18 protein-coding genes are annotated in these 23,637 nt (G+C 57.7%); 6 read left to right on the top strand and 12 right to left on the bottom strand.

Translation table 11 applies throughout. The annotated features are described in order from the left end of the window. Nucleotides 1-61 precede the first annotated feature (61 nt). The 3 genes from ACIQT8_RS20810 to ACIQT8_RS20820 all read left to right on the top strand — a co-directional run bounded on the left by ACIQT8_RS20810 (nt 62) and on the right by ACIQT8_RS20820 (nt 3,663). Complete coding sequence (locus tag ACIQT8_RS20810) at nt 62-1,285, top strand: MFS transporter (RefSeq protein WP_400969127.1); 1,224 nt, start codon at nt 62-64, stop codon at nt 1,283-1,285. A 9-nt stretch (nt 1,286-1,294) separates the two neighbouring features. Next, nucleotides 1,295-2,686 carry an amidohydrolase gene (locus tag ACIQT8_RS20815; RefSeq protein WP_400969130.1) on the top strand — a complete coding sequence of 464 codons (1,392 nt, stop codon included), beginning with the start codon at nt 1,295-1,297 and terminating at the stop codon, nt 2,684-2,686. A gap of 143 nt (nt 2,687-2,829) precedes the next feature. Next, the gene (locus ACIQT8_RS20820; RefSeq protein ID WP_400969133.1) at nt 2,830-3,663 is read left to right on the top strand and encodes an ABC transporter ATP-binding protein; all 834 of its coding nucleotides are present in this window, start codon (nt 2,830-2,832) and stop codon (nt 3,661-3,663) included. A 7-nt stretch (nt 3,664-3,670) separates the two neighbouring features. On the opposite strand, the gene ACIQT8_RS20825 is transcribed toward ACIQT8_RS20820, so the two are convergent. The 4 genes from ACIQT8_RS20825 to ACIQT8_RS20840 form a co-directional block, all read right to left on the bottom strand. Further along, entirely contained in the window at nt 3,671-4,669 is a 999-nt protein-coding gene (locus ACIQT8_RS20825) for a FecCD family ABC transporter permease (RefSeq protein WP_400969136.1), read from the bottom strand. Nucleotides 4,670-4,728: 59 nt separating this feature from the next. After that, nucleotides 4,729-5,745 (bottom strand): FecCD family ABC transporter permease, encoded by a 1,017-nt coding sequence (locus tag ACIQT8_RS20830; protein ID WP_400969139.1) that lies wholly within the window; start codon nt 5,743-5,745, stop codon nt 4,729-4,731. Between the two features lie 29 nt (nt 5,746-5,774). Continuing rightward, complete coding sequence (gene fepB, locus ACIQT8_RS20835) at nt 5,775-6,725, bottom strand: Fe2+-enterobactin ABC transporter substrate-binding protein (RefSeq protein WP_400969142.1); 951 nt, start codon at nt 6,723-6,725, stop codon at nt 5,775-5,777. 146 nt (nt 6,726-6,871) lie between these two features. After that, nucleotides 6,872-7,897 carry a helix-turn-helix transcriptional regulator gene (locus tag ACIQT8_RS20840; RefSeq protein ID WP_400969145.1) on the bottom strand — a complete coding sequence of 342 codons (1,026 nt, stop codon included), beginning with the start codon at nt 7,895-7,897 and terminating at the stop codon, nt 6,872-6,874. A gap of 176 nt (nt 7,898-8,073) precedes the next feature. Between ACIQT8_RS20840 and ACIQT8_RS20845 the strand changes: the two genes are divergently transcribed. Further along, entirely contained in the window at nt 8,074-10,230 is a 2,157-nt protein-coding gene (locus ACIQT8_RS20845; protein WP_262526586.1) for a TonB-dependent siderophore receptor, read from the top strand. 74 nt (nt 10,231-10,304) lie between these two features. Here ACIQT8_RS20845 and ACIQT8_RS20850 read toward each other — a convergent pair whose 3' ends face one another. The 3 genes from ACIQT8_RS20850 to ACIQT8_RS20860 form a co-directional block, all read right to left on the bottom strand. Beyond that, the gene (locus tag ACIQT8_RS20850) at nt 10,305-11,159 is read right to left on the bottom strand and encodes an alpha/beta hydrolase (RefSeq protein ID WP_400969148.1); all 855 of its coding nucleotides are present in this window, start codon (nt 11,157-11,159) and stop codon (nt 10,305-10,307) included. A 305-nt stretch (nt 11,160-11,464) separates the two neighbouring features. Further along, nucleotides 11,465-12,616 carry a peptidase S41 gene (locus ACIQT8_RS20855; RefSeq protein ID WP_400969150.1) on the bottom strand — a complete coding sequence of 384 codons (1,152 nt, stop codon included), beginning with the start codon at nt 12,614-12,616 and terminating at the stop codon, nt 11,465-11,467. A 251-nt stretch (nt 12,617-12,867) separates the two neighbouring features. Next, nucleotides 12,868-15,498 (bottom strand): membrane-bound PQQ-dependent dehydrogenase, glucose/quinate/shikimate family, encoded by a 2,631-nt coding sequence (locus tag ACIQT8_RS20860; RefSeq protein ID WP_400969153.1) that lies wholly within the window; start codon nt 15,496-15,498, stop codon nt 12,868-12,870. Nucleotides 15,499-15,740: 242 nt separating this feature from the next. Here ACIQT8_RS20860 and ACIQT8_RS20865 point away from each other — a divergent pair, with 242 nt between their 5' ends. After that, a complete protein-coding gene (locus tag ACIQT8_RS20865; RefSeq protein ID WP_400969156.1) occupies nt 15,741-16,760 on the top strand; it encodes a LacI family DNA-binding transcriptional regulator in 1,020 nt (339 codons plus the stop codon). 211 nt (nt 16,761-16,971) lie between these two features. After that, a complete protein-coding gene (locus ACIQT8_RS20870) occupies nt 16,972-18,018 on the top strand; it encodes a LacI family DNA-binding transcriptional regulator (RefSeq protein ID WP_138792765.1) in 1,047 nt (348 codons plus the stop codon). Nucleotides 18,019-18,028: 10 nt separating this feature from the next. On the opposite strand, the gene ACIQT8_RS20875 is transcribed toward ACIQT8_RS20870, so the two are convergent. The 5 genes from ACIQT8_RS20875 to ACIQT8_RS20895 are packed head-to-tail and all read right to left on the bottom strand — an operon-like array spanning nt 18,029 to nt 23,633. Further along, nucleotides 18,029-19,087 carry a carbohydrate ABC transporter permease gene (locus ACIQT8_RS20875; RefSeq protein ID WP_400969160.1) on the bottom strand — a complete coding sequence of 353 codons (1,059 nt, stop codon included), beginning with the start codon at nt 19,085-19,087 and terminating at the stop codon, nt 18,029-18,031. Between the two features lie 2 nt (nt 19,088-19,089). Beyond that, a complete protein-coding gene (locus tag ACIQT8_RS20880) occupies nt 19,090-20,085 on the bottom strand; it encodes a carbohydrate ABC transporter permease (RefSeq protein ID WP_400969163.1) in 996 nt (331 codons plus the stop codon). A gap of 1 nt (nt 20,086) precedes the next feature. After that, on the bottom strand, nt 20,087-21,193 hold the full coding sequence (locus tag ACIQT8_RS20885) for an ABC transporter ATP-binding protein (RefSeq protein WP_400969166.1): 1,107 nt from the start codon (nt 21,191-21,193) through the stop codon (nt 20,087-20,089). Further along, nucleotides 21,193-22,542: a glycoside hydrolase family 28 protein gene (locus tag ACIQT8_RS20890; protein ID WP_400969169.1), complete on the bottom strand. Its 1,350-nt coding sequence runs from the start codon at nt 22,540-22,542 to the stop codon at nt 21,193-21,195. Before ACIQT8_RS20890 ends, ACIQT8_RS20885 begins: the two co-directional genes overlap by 1 nt. Next, nucleotides 22,539-23,633 (bottom strand): glycoside hydrolase family 88 protein, encoded by a 1,095-nt coding sequence (locus ACIQT8_RS20895; RefSeq protein WP_138792760.1) that lies wholly within the window; start codon nt 23,631-23,633, stop codon nt 22,539-22,541. The genes ACIQT8_RS20890 and ACIQT8_RS20895 overlap by 4 nt, the downstream gene beginning before the upstream one ends. Nucleotides 23,634-23,637: the final 4 nt, after the last annotated feature.

The following is a 23,637-nucleotide window of genomic DNA, read 5'->3' on the forward strand; positions in this document are numbered from 1 at the left end:
ATATCATTCTTCGGAAGCGGTGCGACAAAAGAGGAAAGTCTAAACAAGGGGAACTTCCGACATGTTTTCAAACATACAACGTCGCCACGTCATCATAGGAATGCTGTTCATATGCTGGGTCGTCGGCTTTATCGACAAGACGGCAATCAACATCGCAATCATCCCGATCAGTGAAGAGTTTGATCTTAGCCCCGACCATCAGGGCATGATCATCAGCGCCTTCTTTCTCGCCTATTCGATGACACAGCTTATCGGTGGTTATCTGGTAGACCGTTTTGGTGCCCGGCGCGTCCTGAGCTCTGCAGTTGCCGTCTGGTCGTTGGGGACCGCCGTCTCGGGCGCCGTCAGCAATGCCGTTGGGCTGGCAGCCGCACGTGCTGTCACTGGTGCAGGTGAGGCAGTCTTTCCTGCCGGTGGATCCGTGGCCATTACCGAGCACTTCGAAAAATCGCAGATGGCCCGCGCCAAGTCAGTCCTGCAATCGGGTGCCTCCGTGGGATTTGCCGTCGGCTCGATCGTCATAACCGCGCTGATCGCCGCTCATAGCTGGCAAATGATGTTCTATGTCCTCGGCGCAGTAGGACTGCTGCTCTCGGTCGCTCTCTTCTACGTCATGAAACCGACGAACGATCAGCCTGTCGTCAAGGAAAAGGTCGAAAAGGTCTCAGAAAAGAAGCGCATCGGCGCACTGCTCAAGAATTCGCTGACCTGGAAAATCACGCTGGTCTACTTCTTCACCAATATCGTCTTCTGGGGTCTTCAGTCCTGGCTGCCATCTTACTGGGTGAAGGTGAAGGGCATGAGCATGGTGCAGATGGGAGCCTATTCGATGATCCCGCCGGCCCTTGGCTTCATTTCGTTCCTGACCTGCGGCTGGTTGCTCGACCGATTTTTCCACCAGAAGGAAAAATACCTCATCTGCATTGGCTCGGCTGTCTCAGCTGTTTTCATCTACCTCATGGCCAATGAGGAATCCATTCCGCTCGCCTTCGCCTATCTCTCCGTCTCAAACGTCTTCCTGAATGCGATCTCGATCAGCGTCTTCGTCAGCATCATGAAGCATTTCCCGCAAAATACGGTTGGAACCGCGACCGGCCTGATCAACTCGCTTGCACAGCTCGGTTCTTTCGCATCTCCGATGCTGATCGGTGCTGTCCTTTCGGCAACCAACCAGAATTACGGCATCGCGTTTTCCGTGATCGTCGGCTGCGCTGTCATTGTCTGCGCCATCGCCACAACCTTTCCCGCCGTCCACGGCAAAAAGCCTGTCGAACAGACCGCCTGAAGGAATATTATGACCTATCTCGATATTATCGAACGGACAGTCGCGTCCCAATCCGACAATCTGAAATCGGTCTCCGACGCAATCTGGTCGTTTGCCGAAATCCGCTATGAAGAAACGCAGTCTGCAGCCCTTCTGGCCGATGAACTGGAAAAGGCCGGCTTTGATGTCACCCGCAATGCCGGCAACATCGAAACCGCCTTCGTCGCAAGCTACGGAGAAGGCCAGCCCGTCGTTGCAATCCTCGGTGAATTCGATGCACTGACGGGGTTGAGCCAGAAAAGTGGTGTAACCCAACACGATCCAATTGTTGCTGGTGGTAACGGCCATGGCTGTGGCCACAACCTCCTTGGGACAGGTGCTCTTGCCGCCATTCTGGCGCTGAAGGCATGCAAGGATGAACTCGGTCTTGCCGGAACGATCCGTTTTTATGGCTGCCCGGCCGAAGAAGGTGGTGGCGGAAAAGCGTACATGGCCCGCGAAGGACTGTTTTCGGATGTCGACGTTGCCTTCACGTGGCACCCCTGGGATGAGAACCTCGCCTATAATGCCCGGATGCTGGCTACCAACCAGCTCTATTTCACCTTCAAGGGGACAAGCGCCCATGCAGGGTTTGAACCGCACCTTGGACGCTCGGCACTCGATGCCGTCGAACTGACCAATGTGGGCTGCAATTACCTGCGTGAGCACATCATCCAGGATGGCCGCATCCACTATGCGATCACCGATACCGGTGGTCGTGCGCCCAATGTCGTCCAGTCGCAGGCGCAGGTGCTCTACAAGGTGCGAGCCCCAAGAATGGATCAGGTTCGTGACATTACCGAGCGGGTGAAGGATATTGCCCGAGGTGCGGCCCTGATGACCGGGACGGAACTCGAAATTACTTTCGATGCGGCTTCCGCCGACCTCGTTCCCAATGTCACCCTTGCTCGCATGATGCACCAGGAGTTCGAGAAGTTCGGCGTTGCCAATTTCTCCAACAGCGAGAAGGACTTCGCAGGAAGTATTCAGAAAACGTTCTCAAGTGAAGTGCAGGCGAGGATCGCCAAGCGCGGCAAAATCCTCTCCGAAGACCTGAATGCGTTTGAAGAGGTGCCGACGTTCTTGCACGGATCCACCGATGTCGGTGATGTGAGCTGGCTCGTTCCGACCGGTCAGGTCTATGTCGCAACAGAGGCCTATGGAACGCCGCCGCACACCTGGCAGATGGTGTCTCAGGGCACATCGGGTTATGCCCACAAGGGCATGCTGCAGGCCGGAAAGGTGCTTGCGGCATCCGCGGTGAGGGCACTGACGGACCCAGAGCTGATTGCTGTCGCGAGGAAAGAACACCTGGAGCAGCTCGGTGGTGAGAGTTACATACCGCTGATACCGGCGGACGCTCTCCCGCAACGTCTCCGTTGAATCGAAGGGCGAGGCTAGAGCCTCGCCCTTTTGACATCTGTCGCCGTTCGCTGCGTCCGGCAGATTTTTCTGAAACCGGCATTTGTACTTGACGATGCTTCGGCCACTCGGCCAAAAGGAGCCGATGCAAAGCTGGAGGTTTCATGGTCGCGCCTGTTTCAAAATCAGTGCCGCAAGGCGAGCAATCCCGGCTCGAGGCGCGGGACGTGACGCTGGTCTACGGCGAACGGACGATTTCCCGTGATCTGACCTTCAAGGTTCCCGACGGCCTCTTCACCGTGATCGTCGGTCCCAATGCCTGCGGAAAATCCACGCTTTTAAGGGCGCTTGCGCGTATCATCCGGCCCGATAACGGCCATGTCGTTCTCGATGGCAAGCAGATCGAGCGCGTACCGGCGCGCGAAGTTGCGCGCACACTTGGCCTTCTTCCGCAAAGTTCGGTCGCACCCGACGGCATTACCGTAGCCGATCTGGTTGCTCGCGGTCGCTATCCACACCAGTCGTTCCTGCAGCGCTGGAGCCAGGCGGATGAAGACGCCGTCGCCTGGGCTATGAAAACGGCTCGGGTGGAAGAACTCGCATCGCGGGCGGTTGACGAACTTTCTGGCGGGCAGCGCCAACGTGTCTGGATTGCGATGGTCCTGGCACAGGAAACGCCGCTTCTCCTTCTCGATGAGCCAACCACATTTCTCGATATCGCGCATCAGATTGAGCTGCTTAACCTGCTCAGAGACCTCAACCGGCGCCAGGGCAATACCGTTGTTGCCGTGCTGCACGACCTCAATCAGGCGTGCCGCTACGCCGATCATATCGTTGCAATGCGCGATGGACGTATCATCACCGAGGGAGATCCGCGCAGTGTGATGACGGCTGATCTCGTGCAGACAGTCTTCGGGCTTGCGGCCGTCGTGATTGACGATCCGGTGACCGGCGATCCCATGGTCGTACCGCTTGACGATCCCGCTCCATCCGCTTGAAGCCGCATCATTTTTGTTTCGAGCGGGTCAATAACCAGAGAAGATAGAGACCGCCGACGAGACCCGTCGTCCGGCCAATCGGTAGCACCAGATCATTGGCAAAGAGCTGGGTGAGCAGATCTGCTGAAACCAGCAGGAAGGCGCCCATGATCGCCGAGCTCAAAACCGGTATGCCACGGGTTGATGTCAGTCGGCTTGCAAGTTGCGGAGCGGCGAGTGCCAGGAAGGCGATCGGGCCAGCCGCACCGGTCGCGACACCAGCAAGCAGCACCGCACAGGCAATCATCCCAAATCGCGTCCGTTCGACCTGGACACCGAGCTGGCGGGCAATATCGTCGCCCATCTCGATCATCCTGAGTCTGTTTGCTGCAAAAGCGGAAATCGGGATCAGGAATGATGCGCCAGCCATGACGGTCAAGGCGTGATCCCAGCTGCGTGCATCAAGTGAACCGGCAAGCCAGAGATTGGCGGAGATGGCGTTGTCGAGACTACCCTTGACCAGCATCAGGCCGTTGAGCGCGTTGAGCGTTGCTCCGGCACCAATACCGGTCAGAACCAGCCGATAACCACCCGTGGCGCCCTGCTTGAACGAAAGGAGGTAGACGAGTGTTGCCGTTATCAGTCCGCCGAGCATCGCAGACAAAGCAACCGCAACCGGCCCACCGCCGAAGATCACGATCTGTGCCAACGCGCCCGTCGCAGCGCCGGTGGTAAAACCGATAACGTCGGGGGAACCAAGCGCATTGCGCGACACAGACTGGAACACTGCGCCTGAAACACCAAGCGAGGCTCCAGCAAAGAGAGCAACGAGTACCCGTGGCAGACGCAGGTTAAAGACGATCTGCTGGCGCATACCACCTTCTCCATTTCCCAGCACCGCACTGATGACGTCCACGAAGGGGACTGGAACACGTCCAAGGGTCATCGCGTAAACGGCTGCGACAAGCGTTGCTACGAGAAGGAGAAGGCAGACCGCCATGGGACGCGTCTCAAGTGCGAACGACATGCGCCGGCTGCGCCAGACAAAGCGCCGTGGACGAGAGGACGCAAGGCGTGCAGGGCGGGTCACAGCTTTGATATCCGGTGGTGGCGAACAAGTGCTATGAAGAACGGACCACCGATGAGTGCCAGCATGATACCGACGCTGACTTCACCGGGCGGTGCTATAATGCGCCCCAGTGCATCGGCACTTACAGTCAGAAGGGCCGCGATCAGCATCGCATAGGGTAACAGCCAGCGATGGCCGGGGCCGGTTATCAGGCGGGCAATGTGCGGTGCTGTCAATCCGACGAAACCGATCGGCCCAGCCCCTGCCGTCGCGGCCCCCGAAAGGATGATCACTGCGAGCGCCGATAGACCCCAGATGCGAAGTGGATTGCCACCCAGTGCCTTGGCCAGATCGGCTCCAAGGGCTGCCGTATCGAGCGCCTTTGTGAGTGTGAACGCAATGGCAATGCCAAGTGATGCGAGCGCAAGGACCGGGAACAATACCCCGTAGCCACGACCTTGCAGCGAACCGACCGACCAGTTGCGAAACTGGTCGAAGACATGCTCCTCGCTGTTCACCAGCACGATCTGCGTCAGCGACATCAACACGACGGAAAGGGCTGCACCGGCAAGCACGACGCGGACCGGATTGCCGCCGCGTGAAAGATTGCCAAGCAGGTAAACGGCCGCACCGGCAAAAGCAGCACCTGCCATGCCAAGCGCCATATAGGCCGTGACCGACGTAATCCCCAAAAGAGCGATAGAGCAGGTGATTGCTACCGCTGCTCCAGCATTGATGCCGAGGATCCCTGGATCGGAAAGCGGATTGCGCGTCAGGGCCTGCATGATGGTGCCGGAAACGCCAAGTGCCGCGCCGACCACGATGGCGAGCAGTGTGCGCGGGATGCGCAGCAGGCGCACCAGGAGATGATCGCTGTTTGACGGATCGAAATTGGTGATCGCATCCCATGTGGTCGGCAGAGGGATCGGTCGCGCTCCGGCGGCGATGCCAAGAATGATGGCCGCACCAAGCAAAAGGAAAAGCGCCCCAAGCCCGATCAACCGGTTACGCCCGGTTGTGCGGTTCAGTGTCACTTTGGCGTCCACCTGGTCCTGCAACGGCGTCAGTGTCCAAAATTGGCAACAACGCCATCGACGATTTCCTTGCCGCTGTAGTAGTCGATGCGGAAGGAATTGGCACCAAGTCCGTAGACGCGGCCGCTTTTTACCGAGGGGACGTTGGCAAGAACCGGATCATTGCGGAAGGCGGCGGCCTTGGCGTCATCCACACGCAGGATGAAGGTGGTCTCGGCTTTGAGATCGACCAGATGTTCGTAATTTGCCCAGACAAAATCGTCGCGGCTTTCTGCCTGCGTATGCCACGCCGGATTTGGGTCTTCGATGTCAAAGCCGAGCGAGGCAAGAAGGGCTGCGTGCGGACCTGTCACGCGGCCAATAGGGTTGCTCTGGCCGGCACCATTGAAGCTGATGATGTTGGCCTTTCCGGCAGGGATTTTGATCTTTGCGCGTGCCGCTGCGACGTAAGCGTCGAAATCTGCGATTGATGCGGCCGCATCCTCTTCAAGGCCGGTCGCGCGCCCGAGCTCGGTCGCCAGATCCTGCCAGGAGAGTGCACCGTCGTCGACGAGTATGGTCGGGGCGATCTGACGGAATGCGTCAAGCTGGTCCTTGACCGAACCGGCACCACTTGCCGTCACGACGATCAGATCGGGTTGGGCCGCATAGACGGCTTCGAGATCGACCTTGCCGGCCGGCCATGCGTTCTCGACCTTGCGTTCGCCGGCCACGTCTGCCCATTGCGCAAAGAACTTGCCGTTTGCTGCCGAACCACTGGCAGCGACGGGTGCATGGATCGCGAGAAGCGTTCCGGTCAGCGATACAGACGTTGAGAGGATTTTCTGCGGTTTTGCGGGAATTTCCGTCGTGCTGCCATCGACATTGGTAAAGCTGCGCGGCCAGCTTTCGGCGGCGGTGGCAACTGAGCAGAACAGGAGGCATGCAATCGCCGCGGTGACGAATTTCGCTGCGAGACGGCCTGATTTCGCAATGCCCATGGCTGAATTCTCCGCTGACGGCGTAAAAGGGGCAGGGGCTTTACCGTCTGCTCCTGGCCCGTGCGGGCGGCAGCATTAGCATCGCTGACAGAGGCTCGCCAACAAAAATATGAGTGCGACCGGCAGGATAAATCCTATGGCGCGGCTCAGCCTTCGGCTGGACCCGCGTGCCGGCGAAGCGACGACGGTGGATAGCCGAAGCGCTTGCGAAAGGCTGCGGTGAAATTCGAAAGGTGGACATATCCGGCTTCGAAGGCGATGTCGGAAATACTGCGGCTGCTGAAGAGTAGGGCCTGACGCGCTTCATCAAGCCAACGATTGCGGATGAACTCGTTGAGAGAGCAATTATGCGCTTTGCGCACCAGCCGCTGCAATGTTGCCTGACTGGCGCCAAGTTCGCTTGCCATGTCTGTTACAGAAAGCTCCTGTGCCAAATGGCGGTCAATGTAGCGCACCAGTGCATAGATCCGCTGTTGCTCTGCAGCAGTCAGATTGGTCGGTGGCATCACTGCCTCCGGGCTTGTGCCAAATGCGGTCGTCAAGGCCTCGTAGACAATGGCAAGCGTATGGCTTTCCAGAAGTACGGATGAAAATGGCGGCTTGCGTGCGGCAATATCGAACATCTGCCGGGCAAGAAACTCGACCTTGCGGTTCGGCTGCCACTGCCAGAAGCCAGGTTCTCCGCACAGAAGCGCCCTGAAATTTTCCGGCGTTTCAGCACTTTCGGAAAACCGCTGCAACCATTCGCGCGACATGCCGATGACCATCTTGTCAAGATATTGGCCCTTGCGAGCACGCCGGCGCAGCCTCGCTCCATTTCCATGGGAAACGATAATTGCAGAGGACTGCCACCGGCCCTGTTCGGTCCGTTGCGGCATTGGCATAGGCACACCGTTCAACGATGCCTCGACAAAGCCTTCGAGGAATATCTTGATCGAAACCTGCGCATCAACTGCGACTTCCATCTCCAGGTCATCGACCTGCATACGACGCCCGAAATTGGCATGAATGCCGTCCATCCGCACCTTCCCGACGAGGCCGCAGGCAACAACGGCGTCACCCTGGTCGCCGCCATCAAGCACGCGTACGCCGTTTTTGCGCAATTCGCGTCGCGTCAGGATGGGGTTTTGATCTGCTGCTACGGGCGGAAGAGGGGCAATGGCTCTGTTCACAGAGGTCTCCTGCATAAGTTTATGCGCGGTTAACGAAAGCGGGCACTTTCAAAACCGCCTATACGAATACATGAAATACACACTCAAGAATAGCCGCGACGGGGGACGTCCGGTCCTGTTTGGCGCGCTAGGCGCGACAATCGTGTGGAAATAGCCAGTCGTCCAGGGGTATGGAAATGAACGGAACTAAGATCAACGTGCAACGGCCAACCATGAAGCGGCTGGCACACATTCTCATGGCAACCACCGTGCTAACGGGCATGGCGGCAGGTGCGAGCGCGCAGGATGCCACGAGCAGCCAGAGCGACACCACCGAACTTGCGCCGATTGTACTCGAGGGTGCGACGTACGAGACTGAAGGCACGAACAGCTATACGACCAAACAGATCAGCGTCGGCGACAAGGATACGCGCACGCTGCGCGAGGTTCCGCAATCAACAACGGTCCTCACCCGTGAGCGCCTGGATGACGGAAACTTCTCTTCGCTCGATACCGTTATGCGCAAAACGCCCGGCGTCGTCGTTCTGACCAACGATGACGGCCGTTCCAGCCTCTATTCGCGAGGTTTCGAATTTGACACGCTCTACATGAACGGCCTGTCGACACCGGTTTCTTCGATCTACGGTACGCAGCCCGACATGGCGGTTGTTGATCACATCGAGATCCTGCGTGGCCCCTCGGGTCTGTTTGGTGGTGCAGGCGAACCGGCCGGTGCCGTCAATATGCGTCTGAAACAGGCGTCGGACGAGTACAAGGCAAGCATCAATACGATCATGAGTTCATGGGACGGCAAACGCGTCGAAGGTGACATCACCGGACCTCTGACGAAGTCCGGCCGTGTCCGCGGTCGCCTCGTCGGCGTGCTCTCGGGCAAGGACAGCTTTGTCGATGGCGTCGATAACAAGGTTGGTGTCCTCTACGGCACGATCCAGGCCGATCTGACGGAAAATACTACAGCAACGCTCAGTATCAATCATACGCAGCGTGACATCTCGCCGTTTAACGGATTGCCGACGCTGGCGAATGGCACACTGCTCGATTTGCCGCGTTCGACTTATACCGGAGCGGATTGGAACAGCTTCGAAAACAACGTCACGCAGTATATCGCTGAAATCGAACACCGCTTTGAAGATGGCGGCCATGCCAAGGTTTCGGCCCTTTATTCCCACGTCGATGTCGATTTCCTTTATGCCTATGCGGCCGGTGCAGCAAACTCATCTGGCGTCGTCACCACCGGCACGCGCTGGCTGGCACGCGATTATGAGCAGGATTCGGTTTCGCTCGACGCCCATATCAGCCGCCCATTCGAAGTCTTTGGTCTGGAAAACAACATCATTGCCGGTGTCGACTATCGCGGCAGCGATGACAGCCTGCGATCAGCGACAGGGGTGATTGCCGGCGCTCAAAACCTTTATAACTGGAACACCCATCTGGCCAAGCCGACGGTCACGTTCGGCAGTGCGACGGAAACCGAGAGCGATCAGTACGGCATTTACGGCCAATGGCGTATCAAGCCAATCGACAGGCTTACTTTGATCGGTGGCGGTCGCTTTAGCTGGTATGACGCGCAGTCTGGTAGCAGCGAGGTCAAGGTCAACGGCGAGTTCACGCCTTATGCCGGTATTGTCTACGATCTGACTGACCGTCTGTCGGCCTATGCGAGCTATACTCAGATCTTCCAGCCGCAGTCGGCAGTCGACGCCTCCGGTGCGATCATCGATCCCCGTACCGGCGAACAGTATGAAGTCGGCTTGAAAGCAGAACTGACCGATGGTCTGAATGCTTCGCTTGCCTGGTTCGATCTGACGGATGAAAACCGTGCCGTCACCGATCCGAACAATACCAACTATTACCTCGCCCTCGGTAAAGCGCACATGCGCGGTATCGAATTCGAGGTCAATGGCGAAATCCTTCCGAATTGGGAAGCGATGGCCGGTTACACCTATACGGATACAGAATACAAGAACACGACACGCGCAGCAGGTTCTGAATATTATACACCTGAGCACATGGTACAGCTCTTCACCAAATACACATTTGAAGGCACGGGTAACTGGACAGACGGTTTCTTTGTCGGCGGTGGTGTGAAGCTCTTCTCGTCATTCAAAAACGTGTCGCGAACTGCTGCAGGTGGCGCAACCACCATCAATGCTCCGGGCTATGGCGTGGTTGATCTGCAGGCCGGATACAAGTTCAACGACCATGTCACGGCGAGCTTGACGGTCAACAACGTCTTCAACAAGACCTACTACGAACGCGTCGGCGGTACCTCGGTGTTCAACTTCTACGGTGAACCGCGCAGCTTCGTCTTCAAGATCGGCACGACCTTCTGATTTCATCAGAAGCGAAGCTCAAATAAAGCGACCCGGAACCAAGGTTTCGGGTCGTTTGCTGCAATGTCCAAACTTTATCCGTCGATCTCGCTTTCGCCGAATGCCATCGCCTTTACGCGCCTGACGCCGTGCAAGAGCATGTCGAAATGGTCGTGATCAGCAGCAACGGTGAACTCAACTTTCAAGGCGGGATTGGCCTTGCGGATCAGCTCGGCAGCCTCAGAAATATTGTCGACCATGGCCCGTTTTGACAGGTGATCCTGCCGCCCCGCCGGCAAGGCATGTGTGGCATATTGCTCGTCCTTGCCCACGGTGAGAACCACGCGCTCGGCTGTCAACGATCCTGCATCTTGCCTTAAACGGCGCATCATCATTGCATCGCTGAACCAGAGCGATGGGCTGGCTGCCCAATAACGCTGGAAATAGAATGGACAGTGGAGGAGCGTATGGACGGTGAACAGCCCACCGTAGGAAAATCCGAACAGCGTGTGCCGCGCTGGATCCAGCGGATAGTGCTCGCAAAGTGCAGGTCTGAGCTCTTCTGCAAGGAAATGCAGGAAATCATCGGCGCCACCAAATCCGCTCGAGAGAAGATCGCCCGTCTCTCGATCAGGTTTCGGCGTGTAATTGCGCGATCTTGCCGGGGCGTCGAAGGGCGCGCCTCCGGGAAAGCCGATTGCAACAGTTAGACCGCGCCTGTCGCCGGCTGACGTTTTGGGAAACAGGCCGTGCGCCGGTTGGCTGAAGATGAGCGGGAAGCTTGCGTCGCCGTCAAGCATCCACAAAGTGGGATAGCCGGATGGGGGAGGTGGCTCGGATGGAAGCCGCACAAGCACGCGATAGGTTTCACCGGTGCGCCGCGAGCGGATTTCGAAGGTTCGTGCAGCCGGAAGCTGAACCGGTTGCCATTCGCCCATGTCTTGCATCATCGCGGTAATCTTCGTCCGATCTGGTGTCCTAGACTGGCTCAGACAGACAAAGTCCGACCGAACCGGTTTCGGCCAAAACCTATCAGAGATCAGTGGGTTATGATATCTTTCTGTTTGTCGAAGTTAGCAGTTTTACACTGCGGATTGCGAGCGAGGCAAAGCGTCTGAAAAGCCCTTTGGTGTCACCTCTCTGTCACTCTTCGCGCATCCAGACCGTGTACCGACTATGTGCGTTATGCCGATGTCGGAATGACGCAAATAATGCCCGGGGGACGGGCGGAAGCAATGCTGGATCAAGCGGCGGTTCAGGTGTTCAGCCCGTCAAAAAACTTCAGGCAGAACCGATCGAGCGTTTCAGTATCATCCGAATTCGCGACCCAGGGATGGTCCAGTTTTAGGTCTCCGATAGAGACAATTCGTTGAGCGATGTCGGCCGGAGTCGTCTCGTCAATGCGACCACCCGCCCAATCATGAAAGGCTGTAGAATATCGAACGACCGCTCCACTTGAAGGCAGGTCGATTGTTCCACCTTCTGCAAAGAATGTCAGCCCGTCGCCCATCTCTTCCCCGATAAGCATGAGCCGTTCTCCCAGACGGTCCTTCAAGATAGCGGCAAAGACGACCGCGGCGGAAAAGGAGAATTTGTCGGTCAGCAAACCGACCCGGCGATCTTCAGACCCGCGCGAGATCGCGTCGATCAAAGGCATGGTGCGAAGAAAGTCGCCGCCGGTGTTTCCGCGAATGTCAATGACGAGGGGACTGCCGGGGCGTGATTTGACGCGTTCTGCCGCCTCGGCAATCGCGCCCGAAAGTTCTATTTCTCCGGGATCGAAAAAACTCGGGAGGATCATGAGCATCCCGGGCTGGCCAAAGTCTCTGACCCTGCAATAGGGCTTGGGCAGCCAGGATGCGTCGGCTTTTCCATGCTCATTTCGCGGGTAGAATGTGGATGTACGAACCAGATTTGCGGCGTCGAGAGACAGTTCGCTCATCCGTCCCGCATTGTCGCGTATCTTGTACGTGATCTTGTCGCTACCCGAAGGAACGCCGAGGCGCTGCAATGCACCTGGCCAGGCGAAAAGGATGGCGCCGATAACGCGTTTTCGTTGCGGTGTCCCCGCCAGATATGTCTCTGCAGATAGTTCGATCTCGCCTGCGGGAACACCATTGATGGATATCAATTCGCCCCCTATCGCCTCTGAAAACTCTGACGTGGCATCGAGCAGGCGTGTAGCGGTGCCGATCGCCACGAACCTCAGGGGGAGAACCGAAATGGCATCGTTTGGGATCACCCGTGTATGTCCGTTCGCCGGAAGTGCGAGAAGGCGCATCAGCGAGAGCAGGAAATCATCCTTCGAGTTCGCGAGCGCGCTCTCACGGGCCTCGTTGATGTGACGATCCAGTTCCTCGCGTCCGATCGATCGGAAGCTGGGATCAACCGGCAGGACCGTTTTCACAATTTGCTCTAGGTCTTCGATCATGGGCAGATGAAAACGTGTATTCGACGGTGACGCAACCTTCAATATGAGATGATTGCCCGAAATCGCCGCGCAGGATGTGAGCGGCCGCGTTTTAAAGCTTCTTCTCAGCCGTTACCTCTTGCCATTCGTCTCGTCAGGGACGCTGGTGCAAGGCTCGGTGCGGCATAATTGGAACCTCGGTATATGCCGGCCTGCGTGTGACAGGCCGGCACAGTCCTTGTGTGAGTTTAGTTCGGCAGTGAATAGGCGATCACGTAGTCACCGCGATTGTCGTTCGTACCGGTGCGGGTTGCACCACCGGCTACGACCACGATGTACTGCTTGCCATCCTTGCCGACGTAGCTCATCGGAGCGCCCTGGCCACCAACAGGCAGGCGTCCACGCCACAGTTCCTCACCCGTGTCGCTGTCGAGTGCGCGGGTGTAGTAGTCGAGCGTGCCGTGGAAGAACGTCAGCCCGCCCTTTGTCACCAGCGGCCCACCCATGGTGGGCATTCCCAGTGGGATGACGACGCCTGGAACGATGCCTCGAACCGGTGCGTCCTGGATCGAACCCATCGGCACCTGCCATTTCGTTTTGCCGGTGGCAAGATCGATGGCTGTCATCGAGCCGAACGGTGGTTTGAAGCACGGAATACCGAGTGGGGAGACGAACATCGAACGCTCTACACCCCAGGGTGTCCCGAGCTGTTCGGAGTATTCACCTTCGGTGGAGGGCTTTAGACCGATCCGTTTGGCTTCGTCCTGCTTGATAAACCGGCCCCACTGCGCCATGCGGATATCATTGACGATAAGCGTGCCCGTCGAGGCATCGATCGCGCCCCCACCCCAGTTGAAACCACCATAATAGCCAGGGTAGATCAGGGTGCGCTTTTTATCGGAAAGTGGCGTGAACTCACCCTCCCAACGCATGTCCATGAACTCAATGCGGCAATAGAGCTGATCGAAGATCGTCGCGCCCCACATGTCGCGTTCGCCAAGCTTGTCGGCACCCACGGAGATCGCCGAAACAGGCTGCGTCGGCGCGACATTCATGCCAGCCATGGAATCGGTGGATACCGGCCGTTGTTCGACTGGCACAACGGGCTCACCTGTCCGACGATCAAGAACGAAGATCTGCCCTCGTTTCGTCAACTGGATGATGACAGGCGTTTTTGTCCCATCGGCCTTCGGAAGATCGAACAGGATCGGTTGCGCGGATACGTCATAATCGAACTGATCGATATTGGCGGTGCGGAAATGCCAGCGTTCCTTGCCGGTCTTCATATCGACCGCAACGATCGCATCGTTGTATTCATCGGAATAGGGGTGGCGGTTTCCGGTCCAGAAGTCCGGTGTCTGGTTGCCTGTCGGGAAGAAGGCGAGGCCAAGTTGCGGGTCATATGCCGCCGTACCCCAGAAATTCGGGGTTTCGGGCGCGTAGGTCTGTCCGGCCGGCAAGGGCGTGCTGTCTGTTGCACCGCGTGCCGCATCCCAAGCCCAAAGGATCTCGCCGGTTCGGACATCGAAGCCACGAACAACACCCGAGGGTTCGCCAACCGTGAGGTTATCGTTGAGGCGGCCGCCAACCATGACGACACCATCAGCCACTAGTGGGGCGGAGGTGACGTTATAGGAGCCCTGCTGGCCGCCGACTGGATCGGGTGTAAGGCCAATGCTGAGATCGACCGCGCCATTGACGCCGAAGCCATCGCAAAGTTTGCCGGTTTCGGCATCGATTGCGAGCAGGCGCGCGTCGGTTGTCGAGGTCAGGATGCGTTTGCGGCAAACGTCAGGAAGAGCAGCCTCTGTTACGGTATCGTTCGAACCACCGTTATCGGTCGCCGGTGCGGTCAACTTGGTGAGATCGGCATAACCAACACCGCGGCAACGACGCCAGCCCTTGGTGCTCTCGGAAATCTTCGCCTGAGGATCGAACCTCCAGCGCTCCTTGCCGGAGGTGGCCTCAAGTGCGATCACGATATTCGAGGGTGTGCAAAGGTAGACCGTGTCATCGACTTTTAGCGGCGTAACCTGATACTCCTTGCCATCGACCGCGAGGTCGCCGGTCCGGTAGGTCCATGCCACCTCGAGGTTTTTGACGTTCGACTTGTTGATCTGATCGAACTGGGCAAAACGATTGCCACCGGTGTTGCGCCCCCAGGCTGGCCAATCGTCGCCGCTATCCTTGCCGGCATCGGCATCAACGACAGGGGCAGGGTTGCGGTTTGCGGCAACCACGGTTGGGTGCGGCCGGAACATGCCGGCAATCGTTGCCACGAATGCAGCAGCAAGCACGACCAAAATGCCGGCTGCGACTTTGCCAGATAGGGCGGGTGCTCCGGATTTCCGAAGCAGGAAAGGCGATATCAGCGCAGTTCCAAGTGCAATCACCAGAAAGGTAACGGTGCGCGGGACGAGCTGCCAGAAGTCAAATCCAACTTCCCAGATTGCCCAAATGAGACTGACTGCGAAGAGGCCAAGCGCCGTCCAGACCGTGGCGGAATGACGCCGTACAGCAAAATAGCCGATGGCAATCATCACGACGCCGGCAAAAAGATAAAACCACGAGCCACTCAGCGAGATGAGCTTGAGGCCGCCTGCGGCAAGGCCGAGACCGAGCAGCGCAACGACTGCTCCAAGGATACGAAGTATCCAGGTTAAAACATTGGTCATGTTCAAATTCCAGTTGATCGACAGGAACGTCAGAAAGCGTTCCGACAGTGGAGGCAGGGTGTCGAGGCGGGCTCCTGGTGGGTGACAGCAACCCAGTGCCAGGCAATCGTCAAAACCCACTTGCGCATCGAAACCCACTCCGGATTGATGGCCGCGTGTCATAATGAAAGAGCGGCCAGCCTGTTTGCCAATGGCCACGCGCACGCCAAAAACTCCGTGGGTGAGACGGAATAATTGTCGCGTTTTCAACGTGGTAAAGGTTTCCTTGGGAGGAAGGCCTTTCTATAATATCGGCGTGTCGGATGCGACAAGTCGTCACCACGGGTGACCTGGACGGATTCACGTCAAAGGAAGCGTTGACATCAAGCGATACTTCCTTTGTCAGTCACGGTGGGGTGGAATTAAATTGCAGTTGGGAGGGAGGATGATCTTGGGGAAGATTTTCTATGAGCCCACTCAAAACACCCGGTTTTCGTGATGTCGCAGATCAGGCCGGCGTCAGTGTTACGACCGTGGAGCGTGTTCTCAACGAGCGCGGAAGTGTTTCACCACAGACCCGCATGAAGGTCCTTGAGGCAGCCGAGCGTTTGCAGCTCAGGCGCGTCTTGCCTAGCCCCGACTATGGGAACTTGCGGATTGAGGCAATTTTGCCCAAAAATCCAACGCCTTATTGGGCAAAGCTTTCAGCCGGCTTGAAAAATGCAGCAAAGCTTCTGCCGCGCGGTATCGCTCTTTACAGGACCTTCGTTCCCGAAAATGATCCGCCGGCAATGATACGGGCGATCGCGGCCTCCAAGATGAGGCGAAGTGCCTTGATCGTTGCCGCTGAGGTGAACGATGAGATTGCCGACACACTCGCTTCGGTCGCCGGACAGGGCGAAATCGTCGTCCTTGTGTCATCGAAGTTGCCTGAACTTCCAGTGCAAACGTTCAGTGGTGTCGATAACGTGGCCGCCGGGCGAACAGCGGCGTCACTCATCAATTTTGCGAGGAGCGGACGGGAAAGCAAGGTGCTCGTCCTTCAGGCCAACTCAACGCTGCAATCGCATCGCGACAGGATAGAAGGCTTTACCACGACAATCGGACAGCGCTTTTCCATCGACATCGTAATGACCCATGAAATGCCAGGCGCGTCTTGGAGGATCGTCAACGAGATGCTGGCGCAAGACCGCGTGCCCGACGCGATTTATGAAACCGGAGACTCGGGCGATGAGATCGCTACTCTTTTACGCGGGATGGAAAACAGGCCGATCTGGATCGGGCACGAAAGGAACGCTGCCCATGACCAGTTGATGCGCGAGGGCTTGCTGGATTTTGTGCTCGACCAGGACCCGGACCGGCAGGCAAGATGGGCAATGCGACACATCCTCTCCCAACTCGGCGTTGCCGGCTCGAAGTTCACGACAGTCAAGAGGCCTGAATTGCGGCTGTTCTGCGCAGCCAATCTTCAGGACTTCGATTCCTGAAAGGGCCAACAAGCCGGTCAATGTAATCACCTCGCAGCGAGTTAACACAAAGGCGCGCAAAGCACAGAAATCGATTCCGCTTTTGCAGGCGATGTTATAGTCTTGGAAATATTCCGATACAGACGTCGGATGTTTCAGAAGCCTTCTGCAGGGAGTTGAGTTGCATGCCGCCCGCGCCATCCGCAGACCAGTGGTTGACCGGCTCTGCCGCATGAGGGTCGACAGGAAACCGACACTCAAGGATGTGGCGCGTGAGGCGAATGTTTCGCTGAGCACAGCGTCCCATGCCATCAACGGAACAGCACCGCTGACAGTCGAGGTTCGCGAGCGCGTCCTTGAGGCGGCCCGCTCTCTCGGTTATCTCGAAAATCGGCGACAGAAAGCAACCATTGCGACTTTGCGTGTCGTGCTCTTGGCAATGACCAATGACGCAGCGCCCCAAAGCGATCTCAACATGGTAAGCTGGACCATGCTGAATGGTTTTCGGCGGGAATGCGAAAGGCGCGGAATTCGCATCGTACCCTTCGTCAGTGCGAGCAACCGGCTCGATCCCGCCGAGGTGGGAGAGGTTGCTGCGGCCTCAAATGTCGATGGTATCGTCGTCTTGAACGACGACCGTCAGGAACTCGTCCAGGCACTGGCTGCATTGCACAAGCCCGTCGTCCTCATCAATGGCGAGGACCCGGCCATGGTCGTCGATACGGTGACGGCCGAAAACCGTTTTGGCGCCAGGCTCGGTATCGAGCACCTTCTGTCTCTCGGACATCGCAAGGTTCTGCACATCACCTGGAAAGGCCGCACAACAATCCGCCGCCGCTACGATGGTTATAGCGACGCGTTCTTTGCTGCAGGTCTACCCGTCCCCGCGGATATGATTGTCGAGGCAGAAAGCTACGAGCCCGAATGCGGTGAACGGACAATTCAAGCCCTCCTTCAGGAAAATCCGCCGCTGCGCAATGCGACGGCGATCTTCTGCGCGGCAGACAATCTGGCACTCGGCTGTCTCAAGGCCCTGACGGAAGCGGGGCTTCGGGTCCCCGAGGACGTTTCCGTCCTGGGTTTTGATGACATCATGCCGGCGACCTTCAGCGCGCCGCCTTTGAGCACTATACAGCTGCCGGCCGACAGGTTGGGAGGTGCTGCCCTTTCCCTGCTCGAGCAACGACTTGTGGCTGCCGATCCGTCACGACCGGCACACAGGCTGGAACTGGGCTGTCGTCTCATTCTCAGGGGCAGCATCGCGCCGCCCCCGAAATAGCCTTACGCTCTTATTTCATTCCCGTGCCGGCAATGCCGGTGGTGATGTAACGCTGCAGGAACAGGAACACGAGCGTAACAGGCGCAAGGCTGAGGAAGGTCATGGCGAGAATATAGTGCCATTGAACCGAGAATTCGCCCTGGAACGAATTGAGGCCTACCTGCAGCGTGAAGTTCTCGCGGCTGGAAAGCACGATCAACGGCCAGAGAAAGTCGTTCCAGCGCCATAGAACCGAGAAGATCGCAAGCACTGCAAGTGCCGGTGCGGTCAAAGGCAAGATGATACGCCAGAAAATCCTGAACTCACTGGCAGCATCGACGCGAGCCGCCTCGATCAACTCATCTGGAATAGTCAGCATATATTGTCGCAACAGGAAGACGCCTGTCGGCGTGGCGACGGTCGGGATGATGACGCCCCAGAGGTTATCCACGAGACCAACACCGACAACCACCAGATAAGCCGGGACCATGACGACGGTGAGCGGGATCATCAGGGTCGAGATGATCAGCACGAAAATCGCCTTGTCGCCACGGAACTTGTATTTCGACAATGCGAAGGCTGCCATGGCGTTGACGATCAGGGTGAGGATCGTTGCCACTGTCGTGACGAAGACGGAGTTCTTGAGAAAGGTCAGAAAGCTGAACTGCGTGAGGGGGTCGGTGAAATTTTCCGTCGCAATGGTCAGGCGCTGAACAGGCGAAATTTCGCGGGTGTCGACGCTGACAGGCTCACCGGGCGTCTTCGGATCGACCATCTGAGCCTTGATGCCGATGCGGCGGACCATCGCCATTTCACGCGCTTCACCATTGATGGTGACGTTCCAGAGGCTCAACGGTTTTTCATAACCCTGAACCTCCACCTGAACTGCGGTGCGTGGCAGGAGGCTTGGCGGAAAACGGGTGATTTCCGCTTCCGGTTTCATCGAGGACATGGCCGCCCACACCACGGGGACGAGGACGGCCAGCGTCCCGCCGATCAGCCAGACCCAGGAGAGGATGTCGGTCAGGCCGACCCGTCCCGGGCGGCGGGTTCTTGTGAGGAACCCGATTGCATTGAGATTGCCGGACATGATCAGGACTCCATCTTCTTACCGAGGCGTAGCTGCACGAGTGTCAGGACGAGGAGCACAAGGCCCATCAGCACGGACGCGGCGGAGGCAAGGCCAAACAGCCTCAGATCGCTGCCGAATGCCATCTGGTAGATATATTGAACGACAAAGGTGTTGGCGGTGCCGGGCCCGCCGCCATTGGTCAGCACCCAGGCCTCATCGAAGATCTGTACCGAGCGGATCATGAGAAGGATCAGCACGACAAGAAGATTGGGCCCGAGCAGCGGCAACGTGATCCGAAACAGAGTGCGTCGCGGCGAGGCAGCGTCAATCGCGGCCGCTTCATAAAGATCCTTTGGAATGGCCTGAAGGCCAGCCAGCAGGATCAGTGTGTAAAAGCCCATATGGAACCAGACAGATACAACGACGACAAAGAAGCGCGACCAGCCGACGTCCAGAAGGAAAATCTCAGGGGGAACACCGAGCATCTGGAAGAACGCATTGAGCAGCCCGTTACGATCGAGGAACCACTTCCAGATCAGGCCGATGACTACAGGCGAAAGCAAAACTGGGTAGAAGAACATTGCCCGGAAGAAACCGCGCGCGGCAATCGCCCGGTTGAGGATCAGCGCTGTGACCAGGGCAACGAAAAGGGTCGCGATGACATTGAAGGCAACAAACCACAGCGTGTTCCAGATCGCCGTCCAGAAGAGCGATTCACGGCAGCTTCCCGGGTCCATGTAGCTCGTGCAATCCAGCAATTTGCTGAAATTGTCGAGACCGACGAAGGGACGATCCGAGATCAGAAGCTCGGTGCCACCCGTAAAGGCATAACCGACGGCGATTGCGATTGGCAGGAATGTGAAGATGCCAAAAAGGACGAGATTTGGCATCAGGAAGAGGTACGGCATGCGCTTTCTGCCGATCACTCGTTCCAGAACGTTGAGCGGGCGCTCGATCAGCGCCATTGCCGCTTCGAGGGCCCGATCGGCAATTCCTGATATATTGGGAGCAACCATCCTAACCTCTCCCCTGGTCGGCAAGGCGCGGCAAGGCCAGTTCCGTGGCCGGATCGAAGACATGGACGCGTTCACGCGCCGGGGCGATCTTCAGGACTGAACCGGATACGGGGGCGAAATGGCCTGCCTGATGGATGATGATCGGGTCCTTCTGGCCTTGAAGGTTACCGTAGATATAGGTTTCTGTCCCGAGGCTCTCGTAGTACTGGACCTCGAACGGCAGGCCGCCATCCTGTGAAATGGCAAAATGCGATGGCCTGATACCGGCCATAACCTCCTGACCAACCGTCACGGCGGAAGGGTCGACAAGGCAAGGCAAGGGTGCGCCATAACCCGCATCGATTGCTATCGTGCCATCGCTTGATGTCACCACACGTCCCTTGATGATGTTCATACGCGGCGATCCGAGGAAGCCGGCCACAAAAAGATTGCGTGGATTGTCGAAAAGTTCGAGCGGGCTGCCGACCTGTTCGACGCGTCCGGCACGCAGCACCACGATCTTGTCGGCCATTGTCATGGCTTCAACCTGATCATGGGTGACGTAGATCATCGTCGTTTTGATGTCGCGGTGCAGCCTGGTGATTTCAGCACGTGTCTGGACGCGCAACGCCGCATCGAGGTTGGAAAGCGGTTCATCGAACAGGAAGATATCCGGTTCGCGCACAATGGCGCGACCGATCGCAACGCGCTGGCGCTGGCCCCCGGAGAGCTGACGCGGCTTGCGGTCGAGATAGGGCTCGATTGCCAGCATGCGGGCTGCTTCGTTGATCCGGCTTTCGATTTCGGCGCGTTTGAAACGAAGATTTTCGAGGCCGAAGGCAAGGTTTTTGCGGACGCTCATATGCGGATAAAGCGCATAGGATTGGAAAACCATGGCGATCTTGCGCTCGGCTGGTGAAAGCGCGCTCACATCACGGTCGCTGATCGAAATATTGCCCGATGAAATGTCCTCAAGGCCGGCAATGATGCGCAGAAGCGTCGATTTTCCGCAGCCCGACGGGCCGACGAACACAACGAACTCCCCGTCGTTGATGTCGAGATCGATGTCATGCAGAACATGTACGGCACCAAATGCCTTGTTGAGGTTTGCAAGTTTAAGACTTCCCATTACCTGCTCCCTTCAGGCGAGTTCGCCGCTTCGACGAGCTCTTTTGCATTCCAGCCCTCTGGCAAGGGCATTGTTCTTGTGATGTCGACGCTTTCAGCGGCAAAGCCGTGCACGCCTTCGAGATAAATGCCTGGCATTCCGCCAGGGTAGTCTTCGAGCCCGACAATCTTGCCGTCCTCATCGCATGTCCAGGCATTGGCCCGTCCTGCCGCCTCTGGGCTTGGGTCTAGATCGGCATTGGTGGGGCGAATGTCGTATTGCATACCCGTTCCAAGCTTGCCCTTTTCCTGGGAGAGACGAACCCGCTCAAGCTTGACGTTGTGGATACCCGCCTCAGAGATGGAGACCATATTGATCGCACCTTCCATGCGGCCGGTCAGATCCTCGACGGTCAGATTTTCGACCCGTCCTGCCGGTCGCTCCGGCCTGCGATCGACAACAGTGACCGTCAAGGCTTCTCCTGATCCCCAGAAACCGCCCGGCGTTTCCTGGCAGTCCACATCAATGCGCGCAAACCGGATATTGCTGAGTGCGCCGCCGTCGCGCGAGAACAGGCCAAGCGCCCGGTTGGATTGCGTAACCCTGCAATCTTCAAAGGTGATATTGGCGAAATCACCGAAGGATTCGGTGCCGAGCTTCAACGCGCAGCTCATGCTGGAAACATCGCATCGGCGAACGATGATGTCTTCGCAGCGCCCGACGGCCTCTCCATCCGGCCCGGCGCTGGTCTTCAGCACCACACCGTCGTCTGCAGTGAATATCCTGCAATCCTCAATCAGCGCCCGACGGCAAGCATCAAGTACGATGCCATCGGTGTTGGGCAGGCGGCGATCGTTGGTAACAGTGACATTCCTGAAGAGAATGTCTTCACAATCGATCATGTGGAGCGACCACATAGGCGATCCCGTCACATCGAGGTTTTCAAGGCGCACATTGCTGCATCCCTCGAAAACCACGACACGCGGGCGAAGGGCCGCCGGGATCCAGGTTCCCATGGCCTGATCATCACCGATAATGAAATGCTCGCTGCCGGCCTCAATGGCGCCTGGGCCAGTGATGGCGATATCGTGCGCGTTCTTCGCAACAATCATGCCGCGGTCAGAGCTTTCGGCAATCACGGATACGGAGGTCGATCGATAAGCCTCATAATCGGGAAGGGGGGCGAGTACCGCTCCTTCTTCAAGATGCAACTCGACGCCACTCTTCAATGTCAGGCCAGAGGTGATGTGGCGTCCAGCTTTGAGCGTGACGCGTCCGCCACCAGCGTTGCTGGTGTGATCGATCGCCGTCTGGATGTCTTCGGTAGCCTCGCTGCCGGTCGATAAGATGTCGAAGGCCGGTCTGGTCATGCTGCCTTGTCCTCTTCAAGGGAGACGTCGATCAGAAGAAGCATCGTCAAAGCCTGTCCGTAGGGTGTCGGCAGATTTGGAATGCGGCGGTAAAAATCGAGGTCATGTCCCATCGGTGTTCCATCAGAGACGCCGTGGACGACGCCATCGGCATCGATATTGCCAAGCACTGCCTTCAAAGCATCGTCTGCGAGGGGACGATTGTCATTGCTGAGGATGCCCGCCTCGATACCGCGCAGGATGCCATAGGCGATGCCGGCGGTTGCCGAGGTTTCGACCGGTGACGTCGGGTCATCGAGGAGCGTGTGGAACATGCCGTCCTCGCGCTGAAACCGGCGCAAGGATTTCACCTGGCTGGCCAGAACATTTGCCAGGAACCGCTTGTCCTTCTCTGCGAGTGAAGGCACGAGTTCGAAAAGTTCCGGGATGGCGACCGTGATCCAGGAATTGCCACGTGCCCAGAAGGCGTTTGCAAAGTTGTGACGGCCATTGAAGGTCCAGCCGTGGTACCAGAGGCCCGTGACAGGATCGGACAGATAACGGGCGTGAATGACGAACTGGTAGACGGCCTCGTCGATCCAGTCCTGCCGCTTGCAGACAACGCCGGCGCGAGCGAGGAACAGGCATGCCATAAAGAGCGTGTCATCCCACAGTTCGCCGTCATTCAGGCGCTCTTTGACGACATGCTGAAATCCACCGTCTTCGGTCTTCGGCAATTTGTGGACCAGCCAGTCTGCCCAGTCTTCGACGAGAGCGCGGAAATCCGGCCGGTCGACATGTTCGGTCAGGATGACCAAGGGCAGCATCGGTGCGGAGCTGTTGATCTGGCGTGGCGGAATACCGCGCTCGATCTGCCAGCTATACCATGTGACGAGGTCATCAATCGCCTTGCGGTCGTTCGCTGCCAATGCCCGGCGCAGGAAGCCGTAAAGGCCGACGCCGACCTCCCAGTCCCACTCATCGAACTGGATCTTGCCGTCGGCACTGCCGTTGACCAAGCCCTCCTGAATGCCCTTGAGGCGGCTGAAGGCGACCGCGACCTTGTCGATCGTGGTCTTCAGGGCGTCGTTATTCGTCTGTGTCTGGTTCATCTGA

The sequence above is a fragment of the Agrobacterium sp. NPDC090273 genome, assembly GCF_044772305.1.
GTDB lineage: Bacteria > Pseudomonadota > Alphaproteobacteria > Rhizobiales > Rhizobiaceae > Agrobacterium.